Annotated in this window: 26 protein-coding genes and 1 riboswitch; of the genes, 11 read left to right on the top strand and 15 right to left on the bottom strand. The window is 53.3% G+C overall.

What is annotated here, in order from left to right; genetic code table 11:
• Nucleotides 1-4 precede the first annotated feature (4 nt).
• The 6 genes from QY332_21210 to QY332_21185 form a co-directional block, all read right to left on the bottom strand.
• The gene (locus QY332_21210) at nucleotides 5-1,021 is read right to left on the bottom strand and encodes a hypothetical protein (protein ID WKZ36132.1); all 1,017 of its coding nucleotides are present in this window, start codon (nucleotides 1,019-1,021) and stop codon (nucleotides 5-7) included.
• Nucleotides 1,022-1,028: 7 nt separating this feature from the next.
• Nucleotides 1,029-2,426, bottom strand: a complete 1,398-nt coding sequence (locus QY332_21205) for an MBOAT family O-acyltransferase (GenBank protein ID WKZ36131.1) — start codon at nucleotides 2,424-2,426, stop codon at nucleotides 1,029-1,031.
• 31 nt (nucleotides 2,427-2,457) lie between these two features.
• Entirely contained in the window at nucleotides 2,458-3,474 is a 1,017-nt protein-coding gene (locus QY332_21200) for a hypothetical protein (GenBank protein WKZ36130.1), read from the bottom strand.
• Nucleotides 3,474-4,877: an MBOAT family O-acyltransferase gene (locus QY332_21195; protein ID WKZ36129.1), complete on the bottom strand. Its 1,404-nt coding sequence runs from the start codon at nucleotides 4,875-4,877 to the stop codon at nucleotides 3,474-3,476. The genes QY332_21200 and QY332_21195 overlap by 1 nt, the downstream gene beginning before the upstream one ends.
• A gap of 3 nt (nucleotides 4,878-4,880) precedes the next feature.
• A complete protein-coding gene (locus QY332_21190; protein ID WKZ36128.1) occupies nucleotides 4,881-5,615 on the bottom strand; it encodes a PIG-L deacetylase family protein in 735 nt (244 codons plus the stop codon).
• 74 nt (nucleotides 5,616-5,689) lie between these two features.
• On the bottom strand, nucleotides 5,690-5,872 hold the full coding sequence (locus QY332_21185; protein ID WKZ36127.1) for a hypothetical protein: 183 nt from the start codon (nucleotides 5,870-5,872) through the stop codon (nucleotides 5,690-5,692).
• A 356-nt stretch (nucleotides 5,873-6,228) separates the two neighbouring features.
• Here QY332_21185 and QY332_21180 point away from each other — a divergent pair, with 356 nt between their 5' ends.
• From QY332_21180 to QY332_21160, 5 genes are all read left to right on the top strand, one after another.
• Complete coding sequence (locus tag QY332_21180; GenBank protein WKZ36126.1) at nucleotides 6,229-7,245, top strand: ABC transporter ATP-binding protein; 1,017 nt, start codon at nucleotides 6,229-6,231, stop codon at nucleotides 7,243-7,245.
• Nucleotides 7,229-8,095, top strand: a complete 867-nt coding sequence (locus tag QY332_21175; protein ID WKZ36125.1) for an ABC transporter permease — start codon at nucleotides 7,229-7,231, stop codon at nucleotides 8,093-8,095. The genes QY332_21180 and QY332_21175 overlap by 17 nt, the downstream gene beginning before the upstream one ends.
• A 32-nt stretch (nucleotides 8,096-8,127) precedes the next feature.
• On the top strand, nucleotides 8,128-8,982 hold the full coding sequence (locus QY332_21170; protein ID WKZ36124.1) for an ABC transporter permease: 855 nt from the start codon (nucleotides 8,128-8,130) through the stop codon (nucleotides 8,980-8,982).
• Between the two features lie 41 nt (nucleotides 8,983-9,023).
• Nucleotides 9,024-9,554, top strand: coding sequence for a GNAT family protein (locus QY332_21165; GenBank protein ID WKZ36123.1), 531 nt, complete (start codon nucleotides 9,024-9,026; stop codon nucleotides 9,552-9,554).
• Between the two features lie 139 nt (nucleotides 9,555-9,693).
• Nucleotides 9,694-11,217 carry an aromatic amino acid ammonia-lyase gene (locus tag QY332_21160; protein ID WKZ36122.1) on the top strand — a complete coding sequence of 508 codons (1,524 nt, stop codon included), beginning with the start codon at nucleotides 9,694-9,696 and terminating at the stop codon, nucleotides 11,215-11,217.
• Nucleotides 11,218-11,271: 54 nt separating this feature from the next.
• On the opposite strand, the gene QY332_21155 is transcribed toward QY332_21160, so the two are convergent.
• The 5 genes from QY332_21155 to QY332_21135 all read right to left on the bottom strand — a co-directional run bounded on the left by QY332_21155 (nucleotide 11,272) and on the right by QY332_21135 (nucleotide 15,832).
• A complete protein-coding gene (locus tag QY332_21155; protein ID WKZ36121.1) occupies nucleotides 11,272-12,654 on the bottom strand; it encodes a TIGR03862 family flavoprotein in 1,383 nt (460 codons plus the stop codon).
• Nucleotides 12,603-13,655: a zinc ribbon domain-containing protein gene (locus QY332_21150; protein ID WKZ36120.1), complete on the bottom strand. Its 1,053-nt coding sequence runs from the start codon at nucleotides 13,653-13,655 to the stop codon at nucleotides 12,603-12,605. Before QY332_21150 ends, QY332_21155 begins: the two co-directional genes overlap by 52 nt.
• A gap of 48 nt (nucleotides 13,656-13,703) precedes the next feature.
• Complete coding sequence (locus QY332_21145) at nucleotides 13,704-14,714, bottom strand: histone deacetylase (GenBank protein ID WKZ36119.1); 1,011 nt, start codon at nucleotides 14,712-14,714, stop codon at nucleotides 13,704-13,706.
• A 194-nt stretch (nucleotides 14,715-14,908) separates the two neighbouring features.
• Nucleotides 14,909-15,376, bottom strand: a complete 468-nt coding sequence (locus QY332_21140; protein ID WKZ36118.1) for an NYN domain-containing protein — start codon at nucleotides 15,374-15,376, stop codon at nucleotides 14,909-14,911.
• 63 nt (nucleotides 15,377-15,439) lie between these two features.
• Nucleotides 15,440-15,832: an OsmC family protein gene (locus QY332_21135; GenBank protein WKZ36117.1), complete on the bottom strand. Its 393-nt coding sequence runs from the start codon at nucleotides 15,830-15,832 to the stop codon at nucleotides 15,440-15,442.
• A gap of 156 nt (nucleotides 15,833-15,988) precedes the next feature.
• Here QY332_21135 and QY332_21130 point away from each other — a divergent pair, with 156 nt between their 5' ends.
• From QY332_21130 to QY332_21120, 3 genes are all read left to right on the top strand, one after another.
• On the top strand, nucleotides 15,989-16,348 hold the full coding sequence (locus tag QY332_21130) for a YkvA family protein (GenBank protein ID WKZ36116.1): 360 nt from the start codon (nucleotides 15,989-15,991) through the stop codon (nucleotides 16,346-16,348).
• Nucleotides 16,345-17,571 (top strand): PQQ-dependent sugar dehydrogenase, encoded by a 1,227-nt coding sequence (locus QY332_21125; protein WKZ36115.1) that lies wholly within the window; start codon nucleotides 16,345-16,347, stop codon nucleotides 17,569-17,571. The genes QY332_21130 and QY332_21125 overlap by 4 nt, the downstream gene beginning before the upstream one ends.
• Nucleotides 17,572-17,682: 111 nt before the next feature.
• Nucleotides 17,683-17,901, top strand: coding sequence for a hypothetical protein (locus tag QY332_21120; protein WKZ36114.1), 219 nt, complete (start codon nucleotides 17,683-17,685; stop codon nucleotides 17,899-17,901).
• 88 nt (nucleotides 17,902-17,989) lie between these two features.
• Here QY332_21120 and QY332_21115 read toward each other — a convergent pair whose 3' ends face one another.
• From QY332_21115 to QY332_21100, 4 genes are all read right to left on the bottom strand, one after another.
• Entirely contained in the window at nucleotides 17,990-18,709 is a 720-nt protein-coding gene (locus QY332_21115) for an ABC transporter ATP-binding protein (protein WKZ36113.1), read from the bottom strand.
• A 10-nt stretch (nucleotides 18,710-18,719) separates the two neighbouring features.
• Nucleotides 18,720-19,382 (bottom strand): ABC transporter permease, encoded by a 663-nt coding sequence (locus QY332_21110; protein WKZ36112.1) that lies wholly within the window; start codon nucleotides 19,380-19,382, stop codon nucleotides 18,720-18,722.
• Nucleotides 19,383-19,578: 196 nt separating this feature from the next.
• The gene (locus tag QY332_21105) at nucleotides 19,579-20,451 is read right to left on the bottom strand and encodes a substrate-binding domain-containing protein (protein ID WKZ36111.1); all 873 of its coding nucleotides are present in this window, start codon (nucleotides 20,449-20,451) and stop codon (nucleotides 19,579-19,581) included.
• A gap of 70 nt (nucleotides 20,452-20,521) precedes the next feature.
• A complete protein-coding gene (locus QY332_21100; protein WKZ36110.1) occupies nucleotides 20,522-21,496 on the bottom strand; it encodes a substrate-binding domain-containing protein in 975 nt (324 codons plus the stop codon).
• Between the two features lie 111 nt (nucleotides 21,497-21,607).
• Nucleotides 21,608-21,803: riboswitch (SAM riboswitch) on the top strand.
• Nucleotides 21,804-22,020: 217 nt separating this feature from the next.
• On the opposite strand from QY332_21100, the gene QY332_21095 reads away from it, so the two are divergent.
• The 3 genes from QY332_21095 to metH are packed head-to-tail and all read left to right on the top strand — an operon-like array spanning nucleotide 22,021 to nucleotide 26,330.
• Nucleotides 22,021-22,359, top strand: coding sequence for a hypothetical protein (locus tag QY332_21095; GenBank protein ID WKZ36109.1), 339 nt, complete (start codon nucleotides 22,021-22,023; stop codon nucleotides 22,357-22,359).
• A 3-nt stretch (nucleotides 22,360-22,362) separates the two neighbouring features.
• The gene (locus QY332_21090) at nucleotides 22,363-22,791 is read left to right on the top strand and encodes a nuclear transport factor 2 family protein (protein WKZ36108.1); all 429 of its coding nucleotides are present in this window, start codon (nucleotides 22,363-22,365) and stop codon (nucleotides 22,789-22,791) included.
• 38 nt (nucleotides 22,792-22,829) lie between these two features.
• Nucleotides 22,830-26,330, top strand: coding sequence for a methionine synthase (gene metH, locus QY332_21085; GenBank protein ID WKZ36107.1), 3,501 nt, complete (start codon nucleotides 22,830-22,832; stop codon nucleotides 26,328-26,330).
• The last annotated feature ends 53 nt before the right edge of the window (nucleotides 26,331-26,383 follow it).

Below are 26,383 nucleotides of genomic sequence, written 5' to 3'. Positions count from 1 at the left end.
CCTTTTATTTCTCTGCACTGATGCGCATTAATTCGTTCGCAACCAGTTGGGTGAATAATTCCCTGCCGTTCTCATTCAGGTGGATCGAATCGCGGAAAAATTCAGGAGTGAAGCGACGGTCATTGCCAAAGTCCAGCAGCGGGAAGTTTTGTTCGTTAAGGTAATTCCCTAAGTCAGCGAGATACTTGTCAAGGTGGGGTGAATCATTAATTCCTGACAAGACCTTGATGCGCACAAAAACGAGTTTGATATCATTCTCATTCGCAATCTCAATCATGTCTGGCAGAAGCGATCTGTCGACTTGGGATTCGAAATTCAGCTGCCCGGGTGTATAAAGCAGGGACTCGGCTGCCCCCACCGCGTCGACAAGCGCCCCGGGTTCCATATCTGCACCTGCGAAGATTTCACCAAGTGCGTAATCTGTACAGTACTCATCACAACCAAACAAAGGCGGGGCAAAATAGCGGATCTTTGAGTCAATTCCCTTGCGGATGTCCGGGCGCGAAACATAGAGCGGAAAATATTTCTCCGCCGCGATCTCAAGCGGATTCATCAGATTGACGAATGATTTTTCCATCAGGACGGGTTCGTTGCGCCTGGCGTATTCATCAAGCAGTTCAAAGTAACTTCCCTGCACGCGGTAACCGGGGGCAGTCAAGATGGAGTCGCGGAATACCACCAAAACATATTCAGGCTTATAGCTAGCCTTGGCGATGTTATTTTTGAGCAGTAAATACCAGAGCGCCGAAGCGGACCCCGGAATGCCGATGCTGTAAACGGATTTGCCCGTCTGTTCGGCAAGCGCATCCGCGTCCACGCCGAGAACGAGGGTGGAGTCGCCGAGGAGTACGATCTGCGGCTGATTTTCCTCAATATGCTTCAGATGATTGTCGCGGACTTGTCTATCCAAAGTGGGACCGGGGTGACGAGGAAATGTCAGCCCATAGGTGGGCGGGAGAATGACCGACGTGACAATCATAATGATGGTGAGAAGCAGGCTGAATTTAAGAAAGCGGCGCATGTTCATCCTAGAATTGGAAATAGATAAAATCTGAATTAGCCGAGTTAATATAGATGACCACAAGCGTTATCGCAATGGCATGGTAGGCAGCTTGTGTCCAGCCGTCGGGCATATATCGGTCAATTAAATATTTGATTACGAGTGGAAGCGAATAAGCCAGCGACATGGTCAATGCAATCAGGCTGAGGATGAATTCGTTTTGGGTTGGTAGGAAGGGTGAATTGAAAATGACATTGATGAACCACGTCATGGAAGGCGCGCGGAAGATCCCCCAGCCGAAAACGATGAAAGAAAACATAATGAGCCATGCGAAAAATGATTTCAGACTGGAGTTTGGTTTCCAGTCGCTGCGAATGCCGATGAGTTGATAGATGATGATCAGTACACCGTAATATAATCCCCAGATGATGAAGTTAAGAGTTGCGCCGTGCCAAAGCCCGCTGATGAACATGGTGACGAGCGGCGGGATGGATATTGCCAGTTTTTCATTGAATTTATAGCGGAGCAGGGCGCGCCGCACCGGGAAAAAGATGTAATCCCGCAGCCACGTCGAAAGCGTGATGTGCCAGCGATTCCAAAAATCGGTTGGGGTCAGGGAGAGATAGGGCTGGCGAAAATTCTCGGATGTATCGAAGCCGAGCAGATGGGAAACGCCGCGTGAGAGATCCACATAAGCGGAAAAATCTGCAAGGATTTGCAGAGTATAGCCAAGTGCGCCGCACAACAATAAGAAGCCGGATGGTCCAGAAAACCCGAATATACGGTCAACGATCACTTGGATGCTGTTAGCAATGACAAGTTTTTTGAAGAAGCCCATGACCAGCAGGGGCCACGCTTTATAGAAAAAATCCGCCTTCCAAATGCGTTGCAATTCGATCTGCGGCAATAATTTTTGCGGACGGTCAATGGGTCCGGCAATGATCTGCGGGAAGAAGGATACATACAGGGAAAAGTCAATGAACCTATGGCTGGGTTTAAGTGTGCCGCGCGATACATCCAACATGTATGCAAGTTTTTTCAGGGTGAAAAAAGAAAGCCCCGCGGGGAGCAGGATCCGCACCAGCAAGGGATCGGTGTTGAGGCCGAGCGTGTTCAGGAGTGCAATTACATCGCCACTGAAGAAATTGTAGTATTTGAAGAATGCAAGCACTCCCAAATTCAGAAAAAGACTCAACCCCATGAACAGCCGTTTTCGGCCGGGATGGGTATCCATGCCGCGCGAGAGGCAAAAATCCGCCAGTGTGGATGCCCCCAGCATGACCGCGTACCACACCTGCACCCAGCCGTAAAAATAATAACTAGCCGCCAGCAGGATTAAATTCTGCCAACGGTGTTCACGGACCGTCCAATATAAAATGAAAACGATCAGGAAGAAAAGCAGGAAATCATAACTGGTAAAAGCCATAATGGATCTGTTCTTGAATTGGTTTCAACCATTACCTAATGATGGAGCGCAACTCGTCTGCAAGCATCCTTGTGAATTCCCGCCTCCCATGGTTATTCATGTGAAGTCCATCGACATGGAATTCCTCTGTAATGCGCGGATCGTCGGAAAAATTGACAAGAAATACATGATCCTGTTCCCATAGATAAGCATCAAGCGCCTGGCTGTAATCCACCAGCGCAAGAGGCTCCGTCCCGAGTATCTTCGTTCGAACAAAGACTAGAGTGACAATGTTTTTCTGCGCCAATTGGATCATATACGGAAGGAATGACCTGTCAACCTGCCTGTCGAAATCCATTTCCTCGGGCGCATATAGCACCCTGGATGCGTCCTCCATCATCTGATTCAGAGCGAGCGGGTCAACATTGCTGCCAAAGACCGAACCCATGGCTTCATCTGTACATTCCCTATTGCATCCCGCTAATACAACTGCAGGTGTGTATCGCAGCAGGTTATACAGTTTGTCACGGATTCTTAACCGCATGGTGTATAAAGGAATGTATTGTTCCAGAATTCTTTCCAATGGGCTCATCTGGTTAATAAATGCGAGTTCCGCTACAAGCGGTTCATTTTTAGACGCAAAATCACCTAGCAGTTCGAAATACCTTCCAGTGGTACGGTATTGCGGCACGGTCAACATGGTATTTCGAAAGAGGATGACAATGTATTTGGGGCGATGGTCAGCTTGTAAAATGATGTTTTTCATGACCAAATACCACGATGCAGTACCAGAGCCGGGAACCGTAATTGCATAGGATTTTTCCCCCAGCTGTTCGGAGAGCAGAATCGGATCTACGCCTTCATACAGCACAGAATCTCCAATCAGCACAAGCTCCGGCTGGTTTTCCTCTATTCCTTTGATATGTTCCTTTTTAATTTCTGGTTTAAACCGGGGACCAAGAGCTGCAGGATAAGCCGCGTTAAAACGAGCGGACAGATAGAAGCCGCTTGCCAGCAAAGCTCCACACAGGAATAGTAGATAGCGGGTGAAGATGCGTTTTGAGTTCATTAGAATTGAAAATAGATAAAATCGGGCGAGGATGAATTCATGAATATCAGGGTCAGCAGTGTTGCGGCCGTATAGTAAAAAGCGTGAAGATTCGCGAATTCGGCCGCATATTGTTCGATGACATGCCTTGCGAATAGAAGCGCTGCATAAAAGACGATCATCATTAGTATGACAAACGCCGCGGTCAACTCCTGCGGACTATGATAGAGCGGGCTAAAAACAAATACATTCCACAGCCAGGACATGGATTGAGCGCGGAAGATGATCCAGCCAAAGACAATGAGTGAAAACATCAAGAGCCAGGCAATAAAACGTTTAACGGGGTGGACCGGTTTCCAATCCCCCTGGATTCCAAGCCATTGATAGAGCACGATCAATACGCCATAATACAGACCCCAAATAACAAAGGTCAGTCCGGTTCCATGCCACAATCCGCTAATAAACATCGTTGCAAGTGGAGGAACGATCTGTGAAATGCCTTCAGGAACGTTCCTGCCTCTCAGCAACATGCGCCTCAACGGAAAGAAAATATAATCACGCAGCCAGCTTGAAAATGAAATATGCCAGCGCTTCCAAAATTCGCTGGGTGTGTAGGCCAGATAAGGTTTGTTGAAATTTTCCATGGTCTTCAGGCCGAACAGGAACGCAATTCCGCGGGAAAGGTCAGTATACGAGGAGAAGTCAGCGAGGATTTGCAGGGTGAAACCCAGCCCGCCCACGATCAGGAATATTTTGGACGGTTCCTGCATCAGAAAGATATGATCAACAAAAACTTTTACTGTGTTCGCGATCACGATTTTTTTGAATAACCCCATCAGGATCAAGTGCCAGGCATTGTAAAAATGAGACGACATCCATGCGCGTGGCGCTTCCAATTGCTTGAGTAGTTTTTGCGGGCGGTCAATTGGACCGGAAAGCACCTGTGGAAAAAAGGACACATAGGCTGCGAAAGCGATGAAATCGCTCGTGGGCTGCATGACCCCTTTTCTGACCTCGATCAGATAGCTGATCTTTTTCAAGGCGTAAAAGGAAACCCCCAGCGGCAGGATGATGGATGCGAGAAATACATCCCCTGAAAGCCCGGCCCGATCTGCCCAGCCGGCAAGCACATGGTCGAACGTAAAATAATATTTTATAAAGGAAAGCAATCCAAGATTTAGTGCCACGCCCAGCCACATGAAAATCCCGGCTTTGGACCTCCAGCGTCCCATGGCCAGCGCCAGAAAGTAATCCGCCACAATAGAGCCGAATAAAACTGCCGCATGCCAGGGGACAAGCCAGCCATAAAAAACGGCGCTGGATGAAAGCAGAAGCAGGTTCTGCCAGCGCCGTTTTGGAACAAGCCAATACAGGGAAAAAACGATCAGGAAAAAAGTAAAAAAACCGTAACTGATGAATCCCATAGATTACTTTTCCACTTCGTCGCTCTTTAGGACCATCACCCTATATGCCTCGGCATATTCGAATTCCTTATCTTTGGCTTCCTCTTTCGCCCACTCGCGCATCCATTTATCAACTTCATCCACCGGCACCTGGCTGGCGTGTTTTTGTAATGCCGCGATTTTGACTTCAATCGTCCCGCTGATATCCACCCAGGTATCGGGATTATCCATGCCGTGCACATACAGGTGCTTGACCTCGTGCGGCTCGAACCCCTCTGCGAGCAGGTCGGCGAACATCAGCCGTGACCCGGCCGATGGAAAGACCGCTTCACAGGCGGCGCGGGCGGCGGCGCGATGGTCGGGGTGGTTGATATATTCATTACCATAAAACCATGCTTCGGGATTTCCCGAAAGGACCACGTCGGGTTTGTACTTGCGGATGAGAAGGGTGAGTTCCCTGCGCAGTTCCATCGTTGGTTCGAGTTCGCCGTCGGGGTGGCGCAGAAAAACCGTCTGTGTGGTGCCAAGCACCTCGTTGGCAGCCAGTTGTTCGGTCTCGCGGAGGCGCGCCAGTTCGGGTTTGTATTCCGCTCCTTTGGTACTGTCATTCGAGCCCGAGTCGCCGCTGGTGATGACGACGGAGATGATCTCGCATCCGGCCCTGGCCCATTTGGCGAGCGTGCCGCCGACCGAGAATTCCTGGTCGTCTGGGTGGGCGTGGATGCTCATTGCGGTTTTTGGGATGTATTCGTTTTCCATGACGACCGATTGTACTCGAAAGAAAAACTCCGAGGCATTGTGTCTCGGAGTTTTTCTGCTCTGCAACGGATGGCCTATGGCAGTAATATCGATTGATAGAGCTGGAAGCTCCACACATAGACCAGGGCCAGGTCAACGCACAGCCCGATGATGATGGCTGGGACCGCGCGGTCGAACCGTTTCACCCGGCTGTGTGAAGCATGGGATTGGTGATGGGACCAGGACGTCTTGAGAGCATGGATTTTGTGATGTGTCATGATTGGCTCCTTTCTTGGTTCGGCAGGAGCGCGATGGCGCCGATGATGTTACTCCCTTGTTTCTGTCTTAATTATACAACGAAGAGAATCGGATTACAATTGGTTCGCAGAACATGGGGGAAGCCAGTGGTCGGAAAATTAGATTTGTAGTAAAATAGAACTCTTGTTCTGCTTTCTCCTGCCCCTTAAATTGTGAGAGCCGGGGCGCCGACCCCGGCTCTCGCTTGCAAAGGAGGAGAAGAGAAATTTGTTACGCCCGCAACTTTATCACGCACCTGCAAAAAGTACTTGACGCCCACCCTACGCCCCGCAAACGATTGATCAACGCATTTCATTAGCCTTTATTAAGGAGAAGAATGTCCGCTTTACTTGCAATCGAAACCCATAATCTCGGCCGTATTTATAAACTGCGCGGCAGCAAAAAGGAAACCCGCAAGGAACTCGTCGCCTTGCAGGATGTAAACTTGACTGTCGAACGCGGCGAACTGTTCGGACTTTTAGGTCCGAACGGCGCCGGCAAAACGACCTTGATCAAAGTCCTGACCACGCTTCTCTCCCCGACCTCGGGTTGGGCACACGTTGCCGGGGCAGATGTCCACACTGAACCAGACCTGGTGCGCCCGAAGATCAACATGGTCTCAGGTGGCGAATCTTCGGGCTACGGCCTGTTGACCGTGCGCGAAAATCTGTGGATGTTCTCGCAGTTCTATGGCGTACCATCAAAAGAAGCCAACGAACGCATCGAAGCACTGCTCGAAATGGTCGGCATGAAGGACAGGATCCACACGAAATCATCCGACCTCTCGACGGGTTTGCGCCAGAAGATGAACATTGTGCGTGGCTTCCTGACCGACCCCGAGGTTCTGTTCCTCGATGAACCTACGCTTGGTCTGGATGTGGGCGCGTCGCGTGATGTCCGCAAGTTCATCATCGAATGGCTGAAAGCGGATAAGACCCGCACACTTTTGTTGACCACGCATTACATGGTCGAAGCAGACGAGTTGTGCGACCGCGTTGCCATCATCAACAAAGGTCGCGTGCTGGCCTGCGATACGCCGTCCGCGCTGAAACAGCGTTTGCAAAAGGATGCGCTGTTCGAGATCCAGACGAGTCCGCTGAACGGGTTGACTCCGCAAATGCTGGTGGACCAGCCCGAAGTCACGAAGGCGGCGATTGAGGAGACAGAGACGGGTGCTAAGTTGAGTCTCGGCCTGGTCGAAGAATCCGCTCTGGCGCGAGTCATCAATCTGTTCACGCAAAAGGATGTGAAGGTGATGAGCTTGAGCAAGCGCGAACCCACGCTCGAGGATGTTTTTGTTGATCTCGTGGGTCGTAGCATGGCGGAGGAGGAAGAACATGGACAACCAGCGTAGCGACGCAGCGTTGATGCGTCCGTATTCGCGCAAGGATACGGGCTGGCGGCTGTTTTTCAAGACCATCATCGCGCGCGCATATCCGCGGTTGATCGGGCAGCAGCGCGAAGTCTCCTGGCTGGTGTTCGACCTGATCATGCCGATGCTGGCGGTGATCGCGTATGTGTTCGTCTATCGCGCGTTGAACGCACCTGAGGAATATATCGGTTTCGTAGTGATGGGCGGCGCGATGACCGCGTTCTGGATGAACATCTTATGGAGCATGTCCAGCCAGTTGTACTGGGAAAAGGAGCAGGGCAACCTTGCGCTCTACATCATGGCGCCGAATTCGATGATGGCGATCCTGCTTGGCATGGCATTGGGCGGAATGCTGGCGACGGCATTGCGCGCCATTGTAGTGACATTGCTTGGCATCTTCCTGTTCGGTGTGACCTATACCGTGCTCAGTTATGCACAATTGATTCTGGTGTTCATGCTCGCGATGATCGCGTTATACGGCATGGGCATGATGATGGCTTCAATATTCCTGTTGTTCGGGCGTGAAGCCTGGCACATGGCGAACCTGGCGCAGGAACCGATCTTCCTTGCTTCGGGTTTTTACTTTCCGATCAAGTCTTTGCCGTTCTGGGTGGCGGCGGGCGCCTCGATCATTCCGCTCACGCTCGGTATGGACGCGATGCGTCAGTTGATCTTCCCCTCGGGATCCCAGTTCGGCTTCATGACAGTGCGGACCGAGATCCTGATCCTTGCGATTCTTTCGGTGGTGTTCGTTGTAACCGCAAAGATCCTGCTGGCACATATTGAAAGAATCGCTGTGCGTGAGGGCAGGATTACGGAGAGCCGGAGATAGAAAAACACCGGTGGTTGATAAGCGGAGATTTTATGCAAACAACAACTTCATGGCGTTCGTTCCGCATGGCGGCGTGGCTGGGATGGCTGATCGAATCCAACTGGACTGATCCCTTCCTGTTCGCCGTGTATTCCGTCGTCAAGCCGCTTTCGGGCGCGGCAATCCTGGTCGTGATGTACGGCATCATCACGCAGGGCAATTTCGACAGCGCATTGTTCCCATACATCTATCTGGGAAATGCCTTTTACATCTATGTCGGCGCGGTGATGACGGGCGTCTCCTGGGCGGTGGTGGATGATCGCGAGCATTACAAGACGCTGAAATACATGTACATTGCGCCCATCACCATTCCCATTTACTTGCTGGGACGCGGCGTGGCGCGCTTCGTCACAGGCTCGATAGCGGTCTTCATTACCATTGCCGCAGGGGTCCTGTTCTTGAAAGTCCCGCTGAAACTGGCGGAAGTGGACTGGCTGTTGTTCATCGTCACGCTCATCCTCGGCGTGGTGATGCTTGCGCTGCTGGGCCTGCTGTTGGCTGGCATCACGTTGACGGTTGCCCGCCACGAAGGCTTCATCGGCGAAGCGACGGCTGGCGCCTTGTACATTTTCAGCGGCGCAGTCTTCCCGCTGGATGTCCTGCCCGAGTGGATTCGTCCCGTTGGGTATTTCATGCCGACAACCTACTGGCTGGAACTGTTGCGGCGATCACTGGTAGGGAATGTGGCGCAAGCCTTCCCGACTCTGGCAAATTTCAGCAATATGGAACTCCTCGGCATATTGCTGGGACTGAGCCTCTTCTTTGGTGCAGTCAGTATCTGGGTGTTTAAAGTTTGCGACGCCCGTGCGCGCGAACTCGGTCTGATCGACAGAACGACGAATTATTAACCACGTGGCATAAAACAGGAATAACGAGAAAGGAGAGCGGTATGCTTAAAGGTAAATTGATCACTCTTCGACCTGTGCATGACACTGACCTCGAAAAGCTTTATGATTTCCACACCGACATCCAGAACCGGGGGGATTATTTCCCGCGCGGCATTCTGTCACAGCCCGCGTTCCAGAAGCAATTTCAGGAGAACGGCTTTTGGGGCAGGGAGGACGGCATGTTTCTCATCGTCAACCCTGCCGATGAGATATTGGGACACATCGAGTTTTTCAAGACAGTAAATTATTTGGACGAATATGAACTCTCCTATCAAGTCTATGATACAGAACAGCGCAGGAAAGGCGTGATGACAGAAGTTGTGGATATGATGGTCCGCTATCTGTTCGAGACCAAGCGAATGAATCGGCTCAGGCTGGTCATTCACCCGGAGAATGCGGCTTCGCGCCGCCTGGCGGAGAAATGCGGTTTTCGACACGAAGGTACAGCGCGTGGGGCATGGTACAACAAGGGTAGATACCAGGATGTCGAGATCTATTCCATCCTGCATGATGATGTGATCACCACTGGCTGACAGGATGATGAGTTCTAGTGTTTAATGCGACGCACCCTGAATTGTGTAGATGACAGACGCCGAGGCGCACTCCGCGTCTGTTATTTCATTTATCCTTTGGAGTACAATTTCCCCATACCCCCTTTGAGGAGAAGTGCCCATGACCATCATTCTGAACGGCTCGGAACTCACAGTTGAAAAACTCGTTGCGATTGCGCGGGATAACGAAAAAGTGGAACTTGCCCCCGAGGCCCTCGAGCGCATCAAGGTCTGCCGCGCCATGCTGGAGGAGAAGCTTGCCAACAAGGAGGTCATGTATGGGACGAATACCGGCATCGGCGAATTTTCGGAGACGATGCTCAACGATGAGCAGGTGAAGGAATTCCAGAAATACCTCATCTATAATCACGCGGCGGGGATCGGCGACCCTGCGCCCATTGAACATGTCCGCGCCGCGCTGGCGGGGCGCATCAACGTCCATGCGCATGGGAACTCCGGGTGCCGACCCGAGATCACGCTGACAATGGTGGAGATGCTTAATAAAGGCGTCACACCAGTTGTTTGTCAGAAGGGATCGGTTGGCGCGAGCGGTGACCTTGCTCCGATGGCGCAAGCCGCGCTGCTGCTCATGGGCGAGGGAGAGGCTTTTTATAACGGCGAACGACTCACAGGTCAGGAAGCGATGCGGCGGGCGGGAATCGAAGTCCCCGGCTTGCAGGCACGCGACGGTCTCGCCGCGATCAATGGCTCGAATCTATTGACCGCCATGTCTGCGCTGCACATCTACGACATGGAGCGTTTCCTCAAGCAGGCGGAGATCGCCGCGGCGATGTCCATCGAAGCGCTGCTCGGCAACATGAAGCCGTATAACACGAAACTGCATGAACTGCGTGGGTTCAAAGGCGCGGTCATTTCTGCACAGAATATGATGAAGGTCATCGCAGGCTCGGATTTGACGACAGGCAAAATGAAAACGAAGGTTCAGGATGCGTACTCGATGCGCTCCACGCCGCAGGTGATCGGCGCGGCGCGTGATGCGATTACGTATGCCCGTTCACAAGTTGAAATTGAATTGAACGGCGTGGGCGATAACCCGATCTTCATCCCCGAAGATAAGCTGACATTGACGGGTGCGAATTTCCAGGGGTCGCCTGTGGCACTGCCCATGGACATGGCAGGTGCGGCGGTCACGATGGTGTGTGTCCTCTCCGAGCGCAGGTTGAACCGTTTGACCAACCCCGCTCTTTCTCAGGGATTGCCTGATTTCCTTGCCCACGAGCCGGGATTCTACTCCGGGTTGATGCTCAGCCAATACACCGCGGACAGTTTGATCGTGGAGCAGAGAATCCTCTCCGCGCCCGCTTCGATCCAGTCCATCCCTGCCGCCGCGGATCAGGAGGATTTCGTCTCGATGGGCATGAACACCGCCCTCAAGAACGGACAAATTCTCGATAACGCGTATGGCATTTTGGGAATCGAGTTCATGGCTGCGGCACAGGCATTGGACTTCCGCGAGTTCACGCCGGGGGCAGGGACGCAGAAAGCCCGCAAAGTGATTCGTAAATACGTGAAACATCTCGACATTGACCGTCCGTTGTATCCCGACCACAATGCGATGAAGACGCTGGTGCAATCGGGAGAGATATTGAGTAAAGTGGAGGATGTGGTGGGGAAGCTGGGATAAATCGCTTTGTTGAAAAAGCGAACAACCATGAAAACCACCGTGCGCATCGTATTTTTAGCGGTTGATTTTTCCGATTTCCAACCACCTCGTCATCCCCATCCCCGCCCGTCGTCCGCTCGCCATACAGGCCGTGATCAAATAGCCGCCCGTCGGCGCTTCCCAATCCAGCATTTCACCTGCGCAAAAAACGCCGGGCAACTTCTTCAACATTAAATTCTCATCCAACGCCTCGAACGTCACACCGCCCGCCGAACTGATCGCCTCATCCAGCGGGCGCGTCGCGATCAACGGCACGGGTAAATGTTTGATGTAGAACGCAAGCCGCTCCATATCCGTAAACTCCTCTTTTGGTACGAACTCGCGCAAGAGTCCCGCCTTCACGCCCTTCATCCCTGCCGTCTTTTCCAAATGGCTCGCCATCGTCCGTGACCCGCGCGGCTTCGACAACCGCTCGGCCAATTGTGCCTCCGTTTTATCCGGCGCCAGGTTAAGCATCATCACCGCCTGCCCATTTGAAATAAGCGCATCCCGCATCAGCGCCGACGCTGCATACACCAAACTTCCTTCCACACCTTCCTTCGTGACGATAAACTCCCCCTGTTGACGAAACTCCCCAAACGACAAAATCACTGACTTGATCGGATGCCCGTCAAACTTCTCCTTGAAGACCGGACTCCACGCCACATCGAATCCACAATTGGACGGTTTCAACGCCTCCACCTTAACCCCAGCCTGCTCCAGCCAATGGACCCATGCCCCGTCCGAGCCAAGTCTGCGCCAACTCCCGCCGCCAAGGGACAGGATCACAGCCTCCGCTTTTATAGACTTGATTCCATTGGGTGTTTCAAATTCAATGCTGCTCCCACCGCCGTCCTCGGCGGCGATGACTCCATTCCATCTATGTTTCAAATGAAAATTGACTCCGGCCCCATCCAATCGTTTCAGCCACGCCCGCAATAGCAGACTTGCCTTCATCCCCACCGGGAACACCCGCCCTGATGTGCCGACGAATGTTTCAATCCCAAGTCCGCGCGCCCATTCGCGCAAGTCATCGGGTGTGAAATCCACCAGCCATTTTTTCACTTCTTCTTTTCGGCTGGCATATCGTGAAATAAACAGTTCGAACGGCTCCGAGTGCGTGATGTTCAACCCGCTTTTGCCCGCCATCAGGAATTTACGTCCCGGCGACGGCATGGAGTCGTACACATCCACCTGCGCACCCTGCTGACTCAACACTTCCGCCGCCATAAGCCCCGCAGGCCCGCCGCCGATGACCGCCACTGTTTTATTCATATCGTCATTATATAATACCGTAGCGGTATAAAGCGAAAACTCCCGAACGCGTTCGGGAGTTTCACGATTCACGATCTGCTGTTCACGTACGACTATCTTTCCACGCTCACGATCCCGCCCAGCGCATTCAGCTTCAGCGTCCATACACTGCCGATCGTAAATTGCTGAAACTCACTGAGCGATTTCGGAGAATAGGTTTCCTGTCCATCCGAGGTGCTGAAATACACGCTCAAATTTTCAGAGGTGGAGCCGACCCGCTGGTCACTGGCAATGGATGGATTTGCATAGCTCGGGAAGAGGTCGTTCCCGCTCAGATCATAGGTCTGGATGGTTTTCCACTCATCGCGGGTGTAGCTGCAATACTGTTCGGTCTCCGTATGACAATCCTCCACCACTTCACCGAAACCAGTGCCGGTATCTTCCACCCGTTCCGTGCATACTTCCCTGCTCTCGTTTCGGCACGAGACGTTGTACGCATCCGAAGGCGGGCTTCCGCGCTCGTTCGAATAATCCACTGCGCGGATCTCCTGCACCGGCACGAAGGTCTGCCACTGCACATTCGTCACTGTCCCTTCCAGTGATTTGGAGGGGAGCAAAAAGAGCACGGCAAGTGCCACACAGCAAAAAACAAGGAACGCCGCAATGCCTCCGAACAGGAACCAGTTCGTTTTCTTCTTTGGCACAGTTTGTTGAGCGGCGCCAGCCTGTGCCTGCATCGGTTTCGGCGCCTCGAGCCTGGGCAATGGGGCGCCGCACTTGGAGCAGTTCCGCTCCGTACCGGGGTTTTCGGTCCCGCAGTTCGTGCAGGTCAGGGCTTTCGGCGGAGTGGGAGCTGCCTGCAAAACCCGTCCTTTTTGGCGCGCCATCCCTTCCTCCAAATTCCCGCCGCATTGCGAACAGGTAATTGCTGTCGCAGGGTTGCGTGTGCCGCAAAACCCGCAGTGAATGTCTGCGCCCGAACGCACTGCCTCCGCCACTTTTTCATCGGTGATGATCTTCTCTTCCGCCGCGCGCTGGAATTGCACATTCTCCGGCTGCGGCGCGCCGCAGCTCTGGCATGTCTTTTCGGGTCCGGGATTTCGCCCATCGCAATTCGGGCAAACCCATTCCAATTGAACAAAACCCTTGGTTACTCTGCGAGCCATCTCTCACTCCTTTTTGCGTGGATCGAATGTATTTTACATCACCCGATTCTATTTTACGATGCCGTTCCATTTCAAGACTTCATGAATGTGTGACTCGTGGTCCGGTTCCGGATATGGCGACGGGTCGTTCGCCTCATTCTTGAACCGCGCGTTGGTCAATGCGCCGAAGACAGCCGCCGCCCCGTGAGCGACGTTGTGCGGATCATAGCCGCCTTCGAGCACGAACACGATCTTGCCGTCACAGTATTCTTCAGCAAGTTCAACCAGTTTCCTTGCGATGTTGAAATATCCCTGCGTGGAAAGCCCCAGTGACGTGAGCGGATCGTTCCAATGCGCATCGAACCCAACCGAGATGAACAGCATCTGCGGGCGGAATCTTTCCACCGCCGGTTTGAATATCTCATCAGCGATCCGTGCGAATGTTTTGTCACCGGCATGGGCGTGCAAGGGGACATTGAACAGCCGTCCTTTTGCGTGAGGCGCGTCTTCGATCCAGCCTGTGCCGGGGTAGATGCCCCATTGATGGGTGGAGATGAATCCCGCGCGTTCGTCATCCATGAAGGCTGCCTGCGTGCCGTTGCCGTGATGCGCGTCATAATCGATGACCATCACGTGCTCCATGCCGTGCGCCAGCGCGTCCTGCGCGGCGATGGCGATGTTATTGAAAATGCAAAATCCCATGGCGCGGTGCGGCTCGGCGTGATGTCCCGGCGGGCGGACAATGGCAAATGCATTCCGCGCTTCTCCGTTCATCACAGCCCGCGTACAGGCAAGCGCTCCGCCTGCCGCAAACAGGGCATCTTCGAAGGACGTTTTGGTCACATACGTGGGGGCGTGGTCAATGATGCCCATTCCCTGTTGGCAAAGCTCTTCAATCGTCCGAATCAATTTCGGCTCATGCACACGCGCCACTTCGTCAGTTGTTGCGCGGATCGGCCCGATGCGTTCCGCGTTGAAGGATGCCAGTATCGGCTCCAGCAGATCCAGCCTGGCGGGGCGTTCGGGGTGATCGGGATATTCGTGGTTGGGGGAGCGGACAAACGTGAAGATGGAATTCATTTTTCAATTATATCCCCTGTAATTTATTAAAAGGTTCCGCCGCCAGTCAGCATGGGGGGGACATGCTAAGCATGGCGGCGGTAGACACCAAAATACCAGTAAAAGGGAGGGCAGGTGTCAATACAGAGAATATACACCCGATTTGTCCTGATTACATTAAAAATAAATTAGAAATCGGAGTAAGGCGGTCTGAATTAATTTCCTTTTCCACGAAAAAGTCTTAGCCACTCATCCACCTCCTGCGCTGAAAGGTTTTTATCCTCCGGGCTGGTTTGCGGCGCGGAGGCGAGGATAGTTTTCAATAGTTTTGCAAACTCTTCGGAGGAAATGAATTGCGCCTGATTGGCACGCGCGGCGCTTTGTACCTCGCGGTCGGACGATACAACGATCCAATTCCTTGCCGATTTTCCCATCGTGACCAGACGAGCGCGGATGGCTGCATCTGCGGTTTGCCCGCGGCGGATGAAATGCGCTCGGACCGTGCCCAGTTTGCGGGTCCCGGCATGAGGCGCTGGCGCGCCGTCAAAATAAACTTCGACCTGTTTCCGTTTGAGCCGTGCAAATTCCTGCAGGAGGGCGGCCAGTTCCATTTCGTCGTCCATGGATTCCAGCCGCAGTCCAAGTTTTGGTATCAGGTTATGTCCGTCGATCAGGTAGGGCATGGATTAATTTTACCCCCGAAAAAAAACAGGCAGTCGTCTTCAAATGACTGCCCGTTTTCATCCCTACGCGGCCTCGACCACTTTTGTTATTACATCAAATGTGGGCGGGTTTTCCAGGGTTTTCTTTACCTTGCATAACTCTGCCGAACGGATCAACGCGGCATGGTATTGCTCCGGGAACGTGGACGGAACCTGGATCTCCAGCTCGATACTGTCCATCAACCCGCTGGCCGGATTCGGGTGATTGCGCTGGATGATACGGATGCCCTCGGTGGGCAAATTGCGCTGGCGGCAAAAGCCAAGCACATAGATCCCTGCGCATGTGCCGATCGAGGCCAGGAACAGCTCGAACGGCATCGGCGCGGAATCCGCCGGCGGTTGGTCTGTTTCAACAGTATGACCGCGAAAATGGGCATCCACCTTCAGCCCGCCGGGAAAGTCAATTAGCATCTCCATGAGAAGCCCTCCAAAAAAATGATGTGTATCATTTATTTGTGATGCCGCGAATCCCGCAGATATTACCTGCCGCATCGGATGGGTTCGAATTTCGTACGTAAATGTGTGCAAACGCAAATCGAATATAATGGAACCAATTATTAAAAGGAGAACCAAATGGCAAAAACGAAATCATCAGATATCACCGTCTCGCAGGAGGGCGGTGTGGTACGGAATATCCTCAACCAGCTCAAACTTATCGCCCGCCTCATGGGCGACCGCCGCGTCAGTTTCTTCGCAAAGCTCATCCCCGTTGGCGCGCTCATTTATCTGATCTCCCCGATTGACGCGATCTCCATCCCGGTCATCGGGGTGGTGGACGATGCCGCGCTGCTCTGGCTTGGCTCCTACATTTTCACGGAACTTTGCCCGCCGGAAGTCGTGGCGGAACATATGAAGGAACTGACCGGCAACGTCAATTCCGGCGGACAGGATGATGTTGTGGACGCGGAAGCCACAGACGTAAAAGAAGAATGAATAAACTCCTGATTATTTTGACTCTGCCAATGCTTGCCTGCGGGGCATTGGCAGAATCCATTTCTCCGACCATCACGCCTCTCTCCCCGCCGACAGCGGTTCCAGCCGCCCAAACCGACTCGCAACCCGAGCCTTCTGCCGCGCCGACGCAGGTTTCCAGCGTGAATGACTTCCCCAATGCAAATGACTACGAATGGCGCCCCATTGTCGGCGGATTAACCCGCCCAGTAGATGTCCAACCCGCCAACGATGGCTCGGGCAGGCTGTTCATCGTCGAAAAATATGGTGTGATTCGTGTTTATGAAAACGGTCAACTGCTCGACCAGCCCTTCCTGAACATAGCGGAGCGCGTGAATGACAGCAGTAACGAAATGGGTTTGCTCGGCCTGGCATTTCATCCCGATTATGAACAGAACGGCTATTTCTACGTCAATTACACGGGCACTGGTGGGCATACCCGCATCTCCCGTTTTCAGGCAAACGGAAGCACTGCCGACCCAAACAGTGAACTTGTCCTGATGGTCATTAACCAGCCGTTCCCAAACCATAATGGCGGCGCGGCTGCCTTCGGACCGGACGGTTACCTCTATCTTGGGCTTGGCGACGGCGGACTGGCGGGAGACCCGCAGAAGCATGGGCAAAATCCGAATACCCTGCTTGGTGCGGTGCTGCGGATCGACGTGGACAGCGGCCACCCGTACGCCATCCCGGCGGATAATCCCTTTGGCAACGAGGTTTGGGCATACGGCCTGCGCAATCCCTGGCGTATCTCGTTCGACCGCGCCACCGGTGACTTGTGGATCGGCGATGTTGGGCAGGGAAAGTGGGAGGAGATCGATTTTCTCCCCGCAGGTTCGACCGGCGCTGCAAACTTCGGCTGGAGCATCATGGAAGGCAGTTACGGCTATGATGGTTCGCCGCAGCCCGGCCTGCTGTTGCCTGCTGCGGAATACAGCCATGACTTCGGCTGCTCGGTCACCGGCGGATATGTCTATCGCGGCGCGGCAATGCCTGAATGGAACGGAATCTATCTTTACGGTGATTATTGCTCTGGAACTGTCTGGGGGTTGATTCTTTCCAATGGACAGTGGCAGTCGCGGGTCCTGTTTGAAACGAATCTGAGAATTACTTCGTTTGGCGAGGATGAAGCGGGTGAAATCTATTTCACTAGTGACAATCACGAAGGTAAGCCCGGCAGTGTTTACATCCTTACAAAAAAATAAGGACTCATCATATCCAAAATAAGCGTTTTGTCATACAACTTTGTGACGCCTGTCACTGGCACGACGGGCGTTTTTCTTTTAAACTGGACATATCGGAGTTAGGAGGCTGTGATGGCAGAAAAGATTTGGCAGGTTGAAAAAATCAAGTACTGCGAACATGTCGGCCGCGAGATCGCAATGGAAAATGAAGTTGTGTATCCCGCCGAACATTTACCTGACCAGCCCCCGCGCATCCTCGCCCACCGCTGTTCCAACGCGATCGAATGCAATATGATCGAAAAAGCGGCCTGCGTTCTGTGCGGAACCAACCCTGACCTTGACCCTGTGTAATTGAGCAATCGCAAGTTGCTCTTCCAAACTCTCTCCTCCCTCTGAGTTGGTCTTAAGGCTGCGCCGCGTGAGAACGCGGCGTATGCCGTTAAATTCCCAGGAAAGCCGCCACGTTGGGATCGAGCGGCTGGCTGTCAAGGTCCTGCGGCGTGCCGGTTTGCATGAGTTTGCCGTCCAGCAAAATTGCGAGGCGGTTGCCCAGTTTGCGCGCTTCGTTCAGGTCGTGGGTGATGAAGATCGTGGTCACGCCGTTTTCAGGCAGGATGCGCCCCAGGTCGTCGATCAGCCGCGCACGGGTGGGGGAATCGAGCGCGGAGAACGGCTCGTCGAGCAGGAGCAGTTCGGGGTCCAGCACGAGCGCGCGCGCCAGGCTGACGCGCTGTCCTTCGCCGCCCGAAAGTTCGCTGGCGCGCCGGTCCGCCAGGTGTGAAATCCCCAACGTCTCCAGCCATTTCGCGATGCGCGGCTCGCGCTCTTTTTTGGCGCCTCCGCGAAATTTCAAGCCGGATGCGACATTTTCACGAACGGACATGTCGAACAGGAGCGGATCCTGCATGACCAGTCCGATTCGCCGCCGATAGCGGAGCGCGGACTCGGCCGCCGCTGGTTTGCCGTTGAACCAGATTTCGCCTCGCTCGGACTTGAGCAGGCGCGCCAACGTCAACAGCAGGGTGCTTTTTCCTGAACCGTTCGGTCCGACCACTGCCAGCACCTCGCCTTTTTTGACGTTGAGTTCATTCGCTTCCAGGACCACCCGCCCGCCGCGCCTGACTGAAATATTCTTGAGGCTTATAATTTCATTATTCATCGTTCTGCCTTCATCCCCTCCTTATGTTTCTTTGCTGGATGACCGTCAGCGCCCAGTTGATCAGGAAGGTGATGGTCAAGAGCAATACGCTCAACCCAATCGCCATGTCGAACTGACCCTTGCCGGTTTCGAGCACGATGGCGGTGGTCAGTACGCGCGTCTGGAAGCGGATGTTGCCGCCGACCATCATGCTCGCGCCAACCTCCGAGATGACCGCGCCAAAGCCAGCCATCAGCGCGGCGAGCAGGGGCATGCGCGCCTCGCGCCATAACATCCAGACCATTTGCGGGGTGGATGCGCCCAGTCCGCGCAGTTGCAGTTGCAGGCGCGGGTCGAGTGCTTGCAGGGCGGAGGCGGTCAACCCAGCCACAACGGGGAAGGCGATGATGACCTGCGCAATAACGATGGCGGTGGGTGTGTAGATGAGCCGCAGGTCACCGAGCAGACCGGAGCGCCAAAGCAGCATCGCTACAAACAAACCGACGACAACCGGCGGCAGACCCATGCCGGTATTGATCAGGCTCAACAAAAGGGAACGCCCGGGGAATTTTCCCAGCGCCAGCAGGGTGCCGAGCGGCAAGCCCAACAACAGGCTGATGCCGGTGGCAGTGCCGGAGATTTGCAGGGAGAGGGTTGTGATTTGGAGTATTTCGGAGATGAATGTAGTGTCCATAAATGGGGCGGGTGGTTGAAGAATGAGTTGACAAGTTTACTGCAAAACCTGTCAACCCATTCTTTTGTTGCGCGTTGGAAAGTGTCCGAAAAGTCGGATTCTTCACCACAAAGCCACGAAGACACCAAGACCCGAAGAGGAAAAACTTTGTGCTTTTGTGGCTTTGAGCCTTGGTGGTTGGTTTTCAGGCACGCTTTTAATCGTCCAAGCCGAGTTCAGCCGGGTCGCGGCCCGCATCCGGGAAGAAGAGCGGCATTCCGAACTTGTCCACGCCGAATTCTCCGATGATCTTCTGGATATCCTCGCGCACGATGAAATTCGCAAATGCCAGCGCGCCGTCGTAATTGACCTTGGGCCACATGGCAGGATCGACGGTCATAACATGGTAGACATTCAGCAGGACGCTGTCGCCTTCGACCAGGATTTCAAGGTCGAGTCCGCTCATGAGCGACAGGTAGGTGCCGCGGTCGGTGAAGGTGTAGGCTTCGCGCTCGGATGCAATCGTCAGGGTGGGACCCATACCCTGTCCGCTGGAGATGTAGACATCGGGAGAGAAGGCTGTTGGGTCGAGTTCGGCTTTTTGCCACAGGGCAAGTTCGGCTTTGTGTGTGCCGGAATCATCGCCGCGGGTAACAAAGGGCGATTGGGTTTCAGCGATCGCTTTATAGGCATCCAGGACGCTCATACCCTTAATGCCTGCCGGGTCGGAAGCAGGACCAACGATAACGAAGTCATTGTGCATGACGAGGAAACGGTCTTTGACCACTCCGGCGTCGACCAGCACTTTCTCGGCGACAGGAGCGTGGGCAAGCAGGACATCTGCATTGCCTTCCTCACCCATCTTGAGCGCGGCTCCGGTGCCAACCGCAATGGTCTGGACACTGTAGCCGGTCTCTTCCTGGAACATCGGCACAAGTACATCCAGCAGACCCGAATCCTGTGTGGACGTGGTCGTGGCGAGGATCAGGGTTGGGTTGGCGGGAGCAGTTGCAGGCGCGGCGCATGCCGTCACTGCCAATGCAAGAACGAGCAAAAGAGTCAAGAGGGTGGTATGGGTTGGGTGTTTCATTGGTCTCCTTTTGATTTACTTTTTCTATTAAGTTTATACTTAATTGAAAGGGCAAAATAAAAAACGCGGATCAGACAGTCACCTGCTCCCCGCTGTGAGATGGGTTATAGCCGCCGAACGAATTGAGCATGGCGCGGAAGTCTGCCGTTTGGATGAAATCGAGCAGGGGATTAAGTTGTTTCTCTTCTTTACGCGGCAGGACGAGGTCGTAGCGTTCCTCGAACAACGGGATGAAATCCAGCCCGTGCTGGCGCGCGGCGGCTAGCAGACCGAGCGCCGCGTCCGCCTTGTCTTGTTGGATGACGTGAGCCGCTTCGCTATGTGTTTTGACCTGATTTTCGTACCCGGTTATTTTCTCCACTGGGAGTTTTTGCCGCCGCAGTTCGGCATCCAGCCAGATGCGCGTACCGGAGCCTGCATTGCGGTTGACGAACCTGACGTTCGCGCGCGCGATGTCCACGATCCTTTTAATGCCTTTCGGATTTCCCGCCGCAAGGATCAATCCCTGTGTGCGGTGTGCGAGCGTGATGATCTCCACGTCCCTGTCGGGGAAGAGGTGTTTGACGAAGGGAATGTTGTATTCGCCGTTTTCATCCAGCAGGTGTGAGCCTGAAAATTGACACAATCCCTGCCGCAAATTGACCAGCCCATCCAGCGAGCCGACGGGCAGGCTGAGCAGGTTCAAGTGTTTTGCCAGTTGTTCGGCGATGCCTTCCAATGCCAGGTCGTGACTGCCCGAAAAAATCACGGACGGCTTTTTGCTCTTCGGCAGGACGACTTCCTGTAAAAAGAGCGCATCCGCTTTGGCGCGATAATACTTCTCCATTACCTTGCCCGTGCGGCGGATCTCGCTGACCTCGATCAGGTCCGCGGATTCCAATGCCAGGATGTGATGCCGCACCCACGCGGGAGACTGCTTCAAGGTCCGCGCAAGAAGCGTGAGCGTGGCGGGAGATGCCATCAACAGGCGCAAAATATCCATGCGGCGGGAGTCCGCCAGCAGCTTGATCTTGTCGAAGGAGTGGAGCGGGGTGACGGTTTTCATTTTGAAATAAGGGAAAACTTAATCGTGAGTCTAATTGTTAAAACAGGGTGAGTCAAGTACTATTTTTATTTGACATTCGTCTGTCCGCGTGATATAAAACGCGGAAACCTGTACTCATCCAGAGAGGCTGAGGGACCGACCCGATGAAGCCTCGGCAACCGATGTAGTTGTATGGTTGGGTAGTCAAATAGTTTGGTAGTCAATCACTACGAAACTATGCAACTACAAAACCACCAAACTAATCACGGTGCCAATTTCGGCGGATGTACGGACGATGAATATCGTCCGTACATCCGGGAGATGAGAGATGATATGCTCTTGCGTGTCGCCTCTCTCCGTGAGAGGTTTTTTGTTTATGATGTACACCGTTGGTTGAGTAGGACGAGTGCTCTTCTCGTCCGTATCGAAACCAATACTTAACATGAACGCAGAAAATAACTTGAAATGTAGTGGTTTCGATGCGACATTCGCTTTGCTCGTGTCTACTCAACCACCAGTCGTCGCAATGACATGGAGAATCTAATATGGAAATTGGCGAAACAATTTATGTGACCACGCGTGAGGAATTCCGCGAGTGGCTGGAAGCAAATCACAAGACCAGCAAAGAGATCTGGTTGATCCAATACAAGAAGGTGACGAAGAAACCATCCATCCCATACGCGGATGCGGTGGAGGAAGCCATCTGTTTCGGCTGGATCGATGGCTTCGAAAAAGGTATGGATGGCGACCGTTATGCCACCCGTTTCACGCGCCGCAGACAGAAATCACACTGGACAGATACGAATATCGAACGCGCCCGCAGGATGATCGAAGAAGGCAAGATGACCGAAGCGGGGCGGACGTTTTTGCCAAAGGGCATCTAAAACATGCGCGAAGATATTTTGAACATCCAGCAGGTGATCGCACGCTTTGCCACCAGTTTCGATGTAAAAGATTGGGACGGCTTGCAAGCCTGCCTGACCGAATCTGTGTTCACGGATTATTCCGACCTGCGCGGTACGCCACCCGAGACGATCACTGCGGCTGACTATGTCAGATTGCGCCGCGAGGCGTTAGACGCTCTGAAATTACATCATCTGGCGAGCAATTACGAAACTCACTTTCCCGATTCAGGCAGCGCGACCTGCCGCGCTTCGATGGTCGTCTGGCGTCAATCGGAGGCGGAAGAATTCATTACTCACTGCGTTTATAATTTCCAGTTGATTAAGTTGAATGGAGATTGGAAGATCAGCGGGATTACGCAAAAAGTTTTGTGGAGTGATGGGAATTCGTCCATTCACAAAGTCGCAAAATAAATAAACGAACAATCTTTGGATCGAATTTAGGAGACTTAATGAAAAGACAATACACCAACCACCGTTACCTCGATGCCCTCGAAAAGAAAGTGCTCGTTTTCGATGGCGCGATGGGCACGAGCCTGCAACTTCAAAACCTAACCGCCGAGCATTTTGGCGGCGAGCAATACAACGGATGCAACGACTATCTCGTCATCTCGTATCCTGAAGCCGTGGAAAAAGTCCACCGCTCGTTTCTCGAAGTCGGTGTGGACGTGCTCGAAACGGACACCTTCCGTTCCAACCGCCTCACGCTGGCGGAATACAAACTGCAAGACCGTATCATCGAGATCAACGTCGCCGCTGCGAGCCTCGCACGCAGGCTTGCCGATGAATATGGTGAGAAGACAGGGCAGCCGCGTTTTGTCGCTGGCTCCATTGGACCGTCTGGTAAATTGCCGTCCACCAACGACCCCGAACTCTCGAACGTCAAATACGATGAACTGATCGATGCTTTCCGCGAACAGGCGGTGGGTCTCATTCAAGGCGGCGTTGATCTTCTGCTTATCGAAACCTCGCAGGACATTCTCGAAGTCAAAGCCGCCATCACGGGCATTCATCAAGCCTTCAGCGAAACCGATGTCTATTTGCCGATTCAGGCTCAAGTCACGCTCGATACGACCGGACGCATGTTGCTCGGCACCAACATCAACGCCTCCCTCACCATCCTCGAAGGCATGGGCATCGATGTCATCGGTCTCAACTGCTCCACGGGTCCCGAACATATGCGCGAGCCGATCCGCTTCCTCGGTGAAAATTCCACGCTGCCTGTTTCGTGCATCCCCAACGCAGGTCTGCCGCTCAATGTGGATGGTCAAGCCGTGTATCCGCTTGAGCCTGAGCCGTATGCCAATGACATGTACGAGTTTGTGACCAAGCACAATATCTCGGTTGTGGGTGGATGCTGTGGCACGACGCCTGCTCATCTTAAATTGCTTGTTGACAAGCTGAATCAGATTCCTGCTCCCAAGCGACCGCTTCAATCTGCGCCTCAGCTTGCCTCTGCCATGTCAGCGATTGCCATGCGGCAGGATCCTCCTCCCACCCTGCTGGGCGAGCGCTGCAACGCGCAGGGATCGCGCAAGTTCAAACGCCTGCTGCTCGAAGAAGATTACGACGGCATCCTCGACATTGCGCGTGAACAGGTGGCGGGCGGCGCGCACGCCCTCGATATTTCTGTCGCCGTCACCGAACGCGCGGACGAAGGCGAGCAGATGCGCAAGGTCATCAAGAAACTGCAAATGGGTGTGGACGTTCCGCTTGTGATCGACACCACCGAAGTGGACGTGCTTGAGATCGCGTTGCAAACTGCGCCTGGTCGTTGTCTCATCAACTCTACGCATCTTGAATCAGGTCGCGAAAAAGCCGATAAGATTTTTGGTCTTGCGAAAAAATATAATGCCGCTGTCATCTGTCTCACCATTGATGAGAACGGCATGGCGAAGACCGCACAAAATAAATATGAAGTGGCAAAACGCATTTACGACATTGCCGTCAATGACCACGGACTCAAACCCGAAGATTTAGTCTTCGATACCCTAACTTTCACCCTCGCCACGGGCGACGTTGAATTCGTAGACTCCGCCAAGGAAACCATCGAAGGCATTCGGCTCATTAAACAGAAATTGCCCGGTGTGATGACCTCGCTGGGCGTGAGCAACCTGTCCTTTGGTCTTGCTCCACAAGCCCGCCCACCATTGAACTCCGTCATGTTGTATTACTGTGTGCAGGCTGGCTTGGACATGGCAATCGTCAATGCCGCGCACGTCAAACCCTACGCCGAGATCGACACCGAAGAGCGCAATCTGTGCGAAGACCTGATCTTCAACCGCCGCGAAGATGCATTGCAGAGATTCATCGAACATTTTGAAACTGTGACTGTTTCAAACGAATCCACCCTCGTTGACCCGACCGAGGGCATGACCCCTGAACAACGCCTGCATTGGAAAATCCTGCACCGCGTCAAGGACGGCGTCGAAGCGGATATTGACGAGATTATTAATCGCGGCGATTTTCCAACCAAACATGAAACTGCTGTTCATACTTTGAACAACGTCCTGCTCCCCGCCATGAAAGAAGTTGGCGACAAGTTTGGCGCGGGCGAATTGATCCTGCCCTTCGTGCTGCAATCCGCCGAAACCATGAAGAAGACTGTTTCCCATCTTGAAAACTATCTCGAGAAAGTGGAAGGTGTCACCAAGGGAACCGTCGTCATCGCCACCGTCTACGGTGACGTGCACGACATCGGCAAGAACCTTGTCAAGACCATTCTCGCCAATAACGGCTACACCGTGATCGACCTCGGCAAGCAAGTCCCTGCTGAAACGATTATCACCGAATCTGTGAAAGCCAATGCCACTGCAATTGGTTTGTCCGCACTGCTTGTATCCACCTCCAAACAGATGCCGCTCATCGTCAACGAAATGCAGCGCCGCGGACATAGGATTCCCATTCTGATCGGCGGCGCCGCCATCAATCGCCGCTTCGGACGCCGCATCCTCTTTGCTGAGGATGGCAACGCCTACGAGCCAGGCGTCTTCTATTGTAAGGACGCCTTTGAAGGTCTTGACACGATGGACCAGTTGATCGATCCCAACCGCAAACCCGCCATGCTCGAACAACTCCGCAAGGACGCGGATATGGAAATGAACCGCGCTTCGCAGACTCCCGATCACCGCAAGACCGAAGGCACGCGTTCGAACATCGTCCCTGCGCCGATTGTCCTGCCTCCAAAATTAGGTCAACGCATTGTCAAAGACATGCCCCTCGAAATGGTTTTGAAGCATCTCAACATCAATGAGTTGTATCGTCTCTCATGGGGTGCAAAGAACACCCACGGTGCAGAATGGGACAAGATGAAAAAAGATTTCGATACCCGCCTAGCCAAAATGACCAAAGCGGCTCTCAAAGCTGGCTGGCTCAAACCCCAAGCCGTGTATGGTTATTTTGCTTGCCAAGCTGATGGCAACGACCTCATGATCTACGAGGACGCCGTAAACAAAAAAGAAATAGCGCGCTTCAACTTCCCTCGCCAGCCCCATGATGACCATCTTGCACTCTCTGATTACTATGCTTCCGTTGAGTCCGGTCAAATGGATGTAGTTGCGCTTCAAGTCGTCACTGTTGGTCTCGAAGCCACCGAAAAATTTGAAAAGATGCAAGCCGCCAACGATTACACCGAAGCCTACTTCACCCACGGGCTTGCCGTTCAAACGGCCGAAGCGACAGCAAATTATCTGCACGAACACATCCGCCGCGAACTGGGTCTCGCCGAAGAGCAAGGCAAGCGTTATTCGTGGGGCTATCCCGCCATCCCCGAATTGGAAGACCACTTCAAGGTCTTCAAGCTGCTTCCTGCTGTCGAATCAGAACTTGGCATGAGCCTATCCACATCAGGGCAACTCATCCCCGAACAATCCACTGCAGCCATCATTGTCCACCACAAGGATGCAAAGTATTATAGTGTCGGCGAATCAAGAGTTGAGCAGTTAATGAAGTAATTGCGCAAAAAGACAGAGGGCACATTCGCATGTGTGTCTCTCTGTCTTTTAGG

Source organism: Anaerolineales bacterium, from assembly GCA_030583885.1.
GTDB lineage: Bacteria > Chloroflexota > Anaerolineae > Anaerolineales > Villigracilaceae > Villigracilis.
Note: the sequence above shows the minus strand (reverse complement) of the source record. Positions and strands in the feature narration are given on the sequence as shown.

Coding starts and splice junctions, on each gene's coding strand:
- QY332_21170 (WKZ36124.1), top strand. CDS start 8,128: ATGCAAACAACAACTTCATGGCGTTCGTTCCGCATGGCGGCGTGGCTG.
- QY332_21095 (WKZ36109.1), top strand. CDS start 22,021: ATGGAAATTGGCGAAACAATTTATGTGACCACGCGTGAGGAATTCCGC.
- QY332_21125 (WKZ36115.1), top strand. CDS start 16,345: ATGAATAAACTCCTGATTATTTTGACTCTGCCAATGCTTGCCTGCGGG.
- QY332_21150 (WKZ36120.1), bottom strand. CDS start 13,655: ATGGCTCGCAGAGTAACCAAGGGTTTTGTTCAATTGGAATGGGTTTGC.
- QY332_21180 (WKZ36126.1), top strand. CDS start 6,229: ATGTCCGCTTTACTTGCAATCGAAACCCATAATCTCGGCCGTATTTAT.
- QY332_21195 (WKZ36129.1), bottom strand. CDS start 4,877: ATGGGATTCATCAGTTACGGTTTTTTTACTTTTTTCCTGATCGTTTTT.
- QY332_21210 (WKZ36132.1), bottom strand. CDS start 1,021: ATGCGCCGCTTTCTTAAATTCAGCCTGCTTCTCACCATCATTATGATT.
- QY332_21105 (WKZ36111.1), bottom strand. CDS start 20,451: ATGAAACACCCAACCCATACCACCCTCTTGACTCTTTTGCTCGTTCTT.
- QY332_21155 (WKZ36121.1), bottom strand. CDS start 12,654: ATGGACGCTGAAGCTGAATGCGCTGGGCGGGATCGTGAGCGTGGAAAG.
- QY332_21110 (WKZ36112.1), bottom strand. CDS start 19,382: ATGGACACTACATTCATCTCCGAAATACTCCAAATCACAACCCTCTCC.
- QY332_21130 (WKZ36116.1), top strand. CDS start 15,989: ATGGCAAAAACGAAATCATCAGATATCACCGTCTCGCAGGAGGGCGGT.
- metH (WKZ36107.1), top strand. CDS start 22,830: ATGAAAAGACAATACACCAACCACCGTTACCTCGATGCCCTCGAAAAG.
- QY332_21190 (WKZ36128.1), bottom strand. CDS start 5,615: ATGGAAAACGAATACATCCCAAAAACCGCAATGAGCATCCACGCCCAC.
- QY332_21160 (WKZ36122.1), top strand. CDS start 9,694: ATGACCATCATTCTGAACGGCTCGGAACTCACAGTTGAAAAACTCGTT.
- QY332_21135 (WKZ36117.1), bottom strand. CDS start 15,832: ATGGAGATGCTAATTGACTTTCCCGGCGGGCTGAAGGTGGATGCCCAT.
- QY332_21120 (WKZ36114.1), top strand. CDS start 17,683: ATGGCAGAAAAGATTTGGCAGGTTGAAAAAATCAAGTACTGCGAACAT.
- QY332_21100 (WKZ36110.1), bottom strand. CDS start 21,496: ATGAAAACCGTCACCCCGCTCCACTCCTTCGACAAGATCAAGCTGCTG.
- QY332_21200 (WKZ36130.1), bottom strand. CDS start 3,474: ATGAACTCAAAACGCATCTTCACCCGCTATCTACTATTCCTGTGTGGA.
- QY332_21115 (WKZ36113.1), bottom strand. CDS start 18,709: ATGAATAATGAAATTATAAGCCTCAAGAATATTTCAGTCAGGCGCGGC.
- QY332_21145 (WKZ36119.1), bottom strand. CDS start 14,714: ATGAATTCCATCTTCACGTTTGTCCGCTCCCCCAACCACGAATATCCC.
- QY332_21185 (WKZ36127.1), bottom strand. CDS start 5,872: ATGACACATCACAAAATCCATGCTCTCAAGACGTCCTGGTCCCATCAC.
- QY332_21175 (WKZ36125.1), top strand. CDS start 7,229: ATGGACAACCAGCGTAGCGACGCAGCGTTGATGCGTCCGTATTCGCGC.
- QY332_21090 (WKZ36108.1), top strand. CDS start 22,363: ATGCGCGAAGATATTTTGAACATCCAGCAGGTGATCGCACGCTTTGCC.
- QY332_21140 (WKZ36118.1), bottom strand. CDS start 15,376: ATGCCCTACCTGATCGACGGACATAACCTGATACCAAAACTTGGACTG.
- QY332_21165 (WKZ36123.1), top strand. CDS start 9,024: ATGCTTAAAGGTAAATTGATCACTCTTCGACCTGTGCATGACACTGAC.
- QY332_21205 (WKZ36131.1), bottom strand. CDS start 2,426: ATGGCTTTTACCAGTTATGATTTCCTGCTTTTCTTCCTGATCGTTTTC.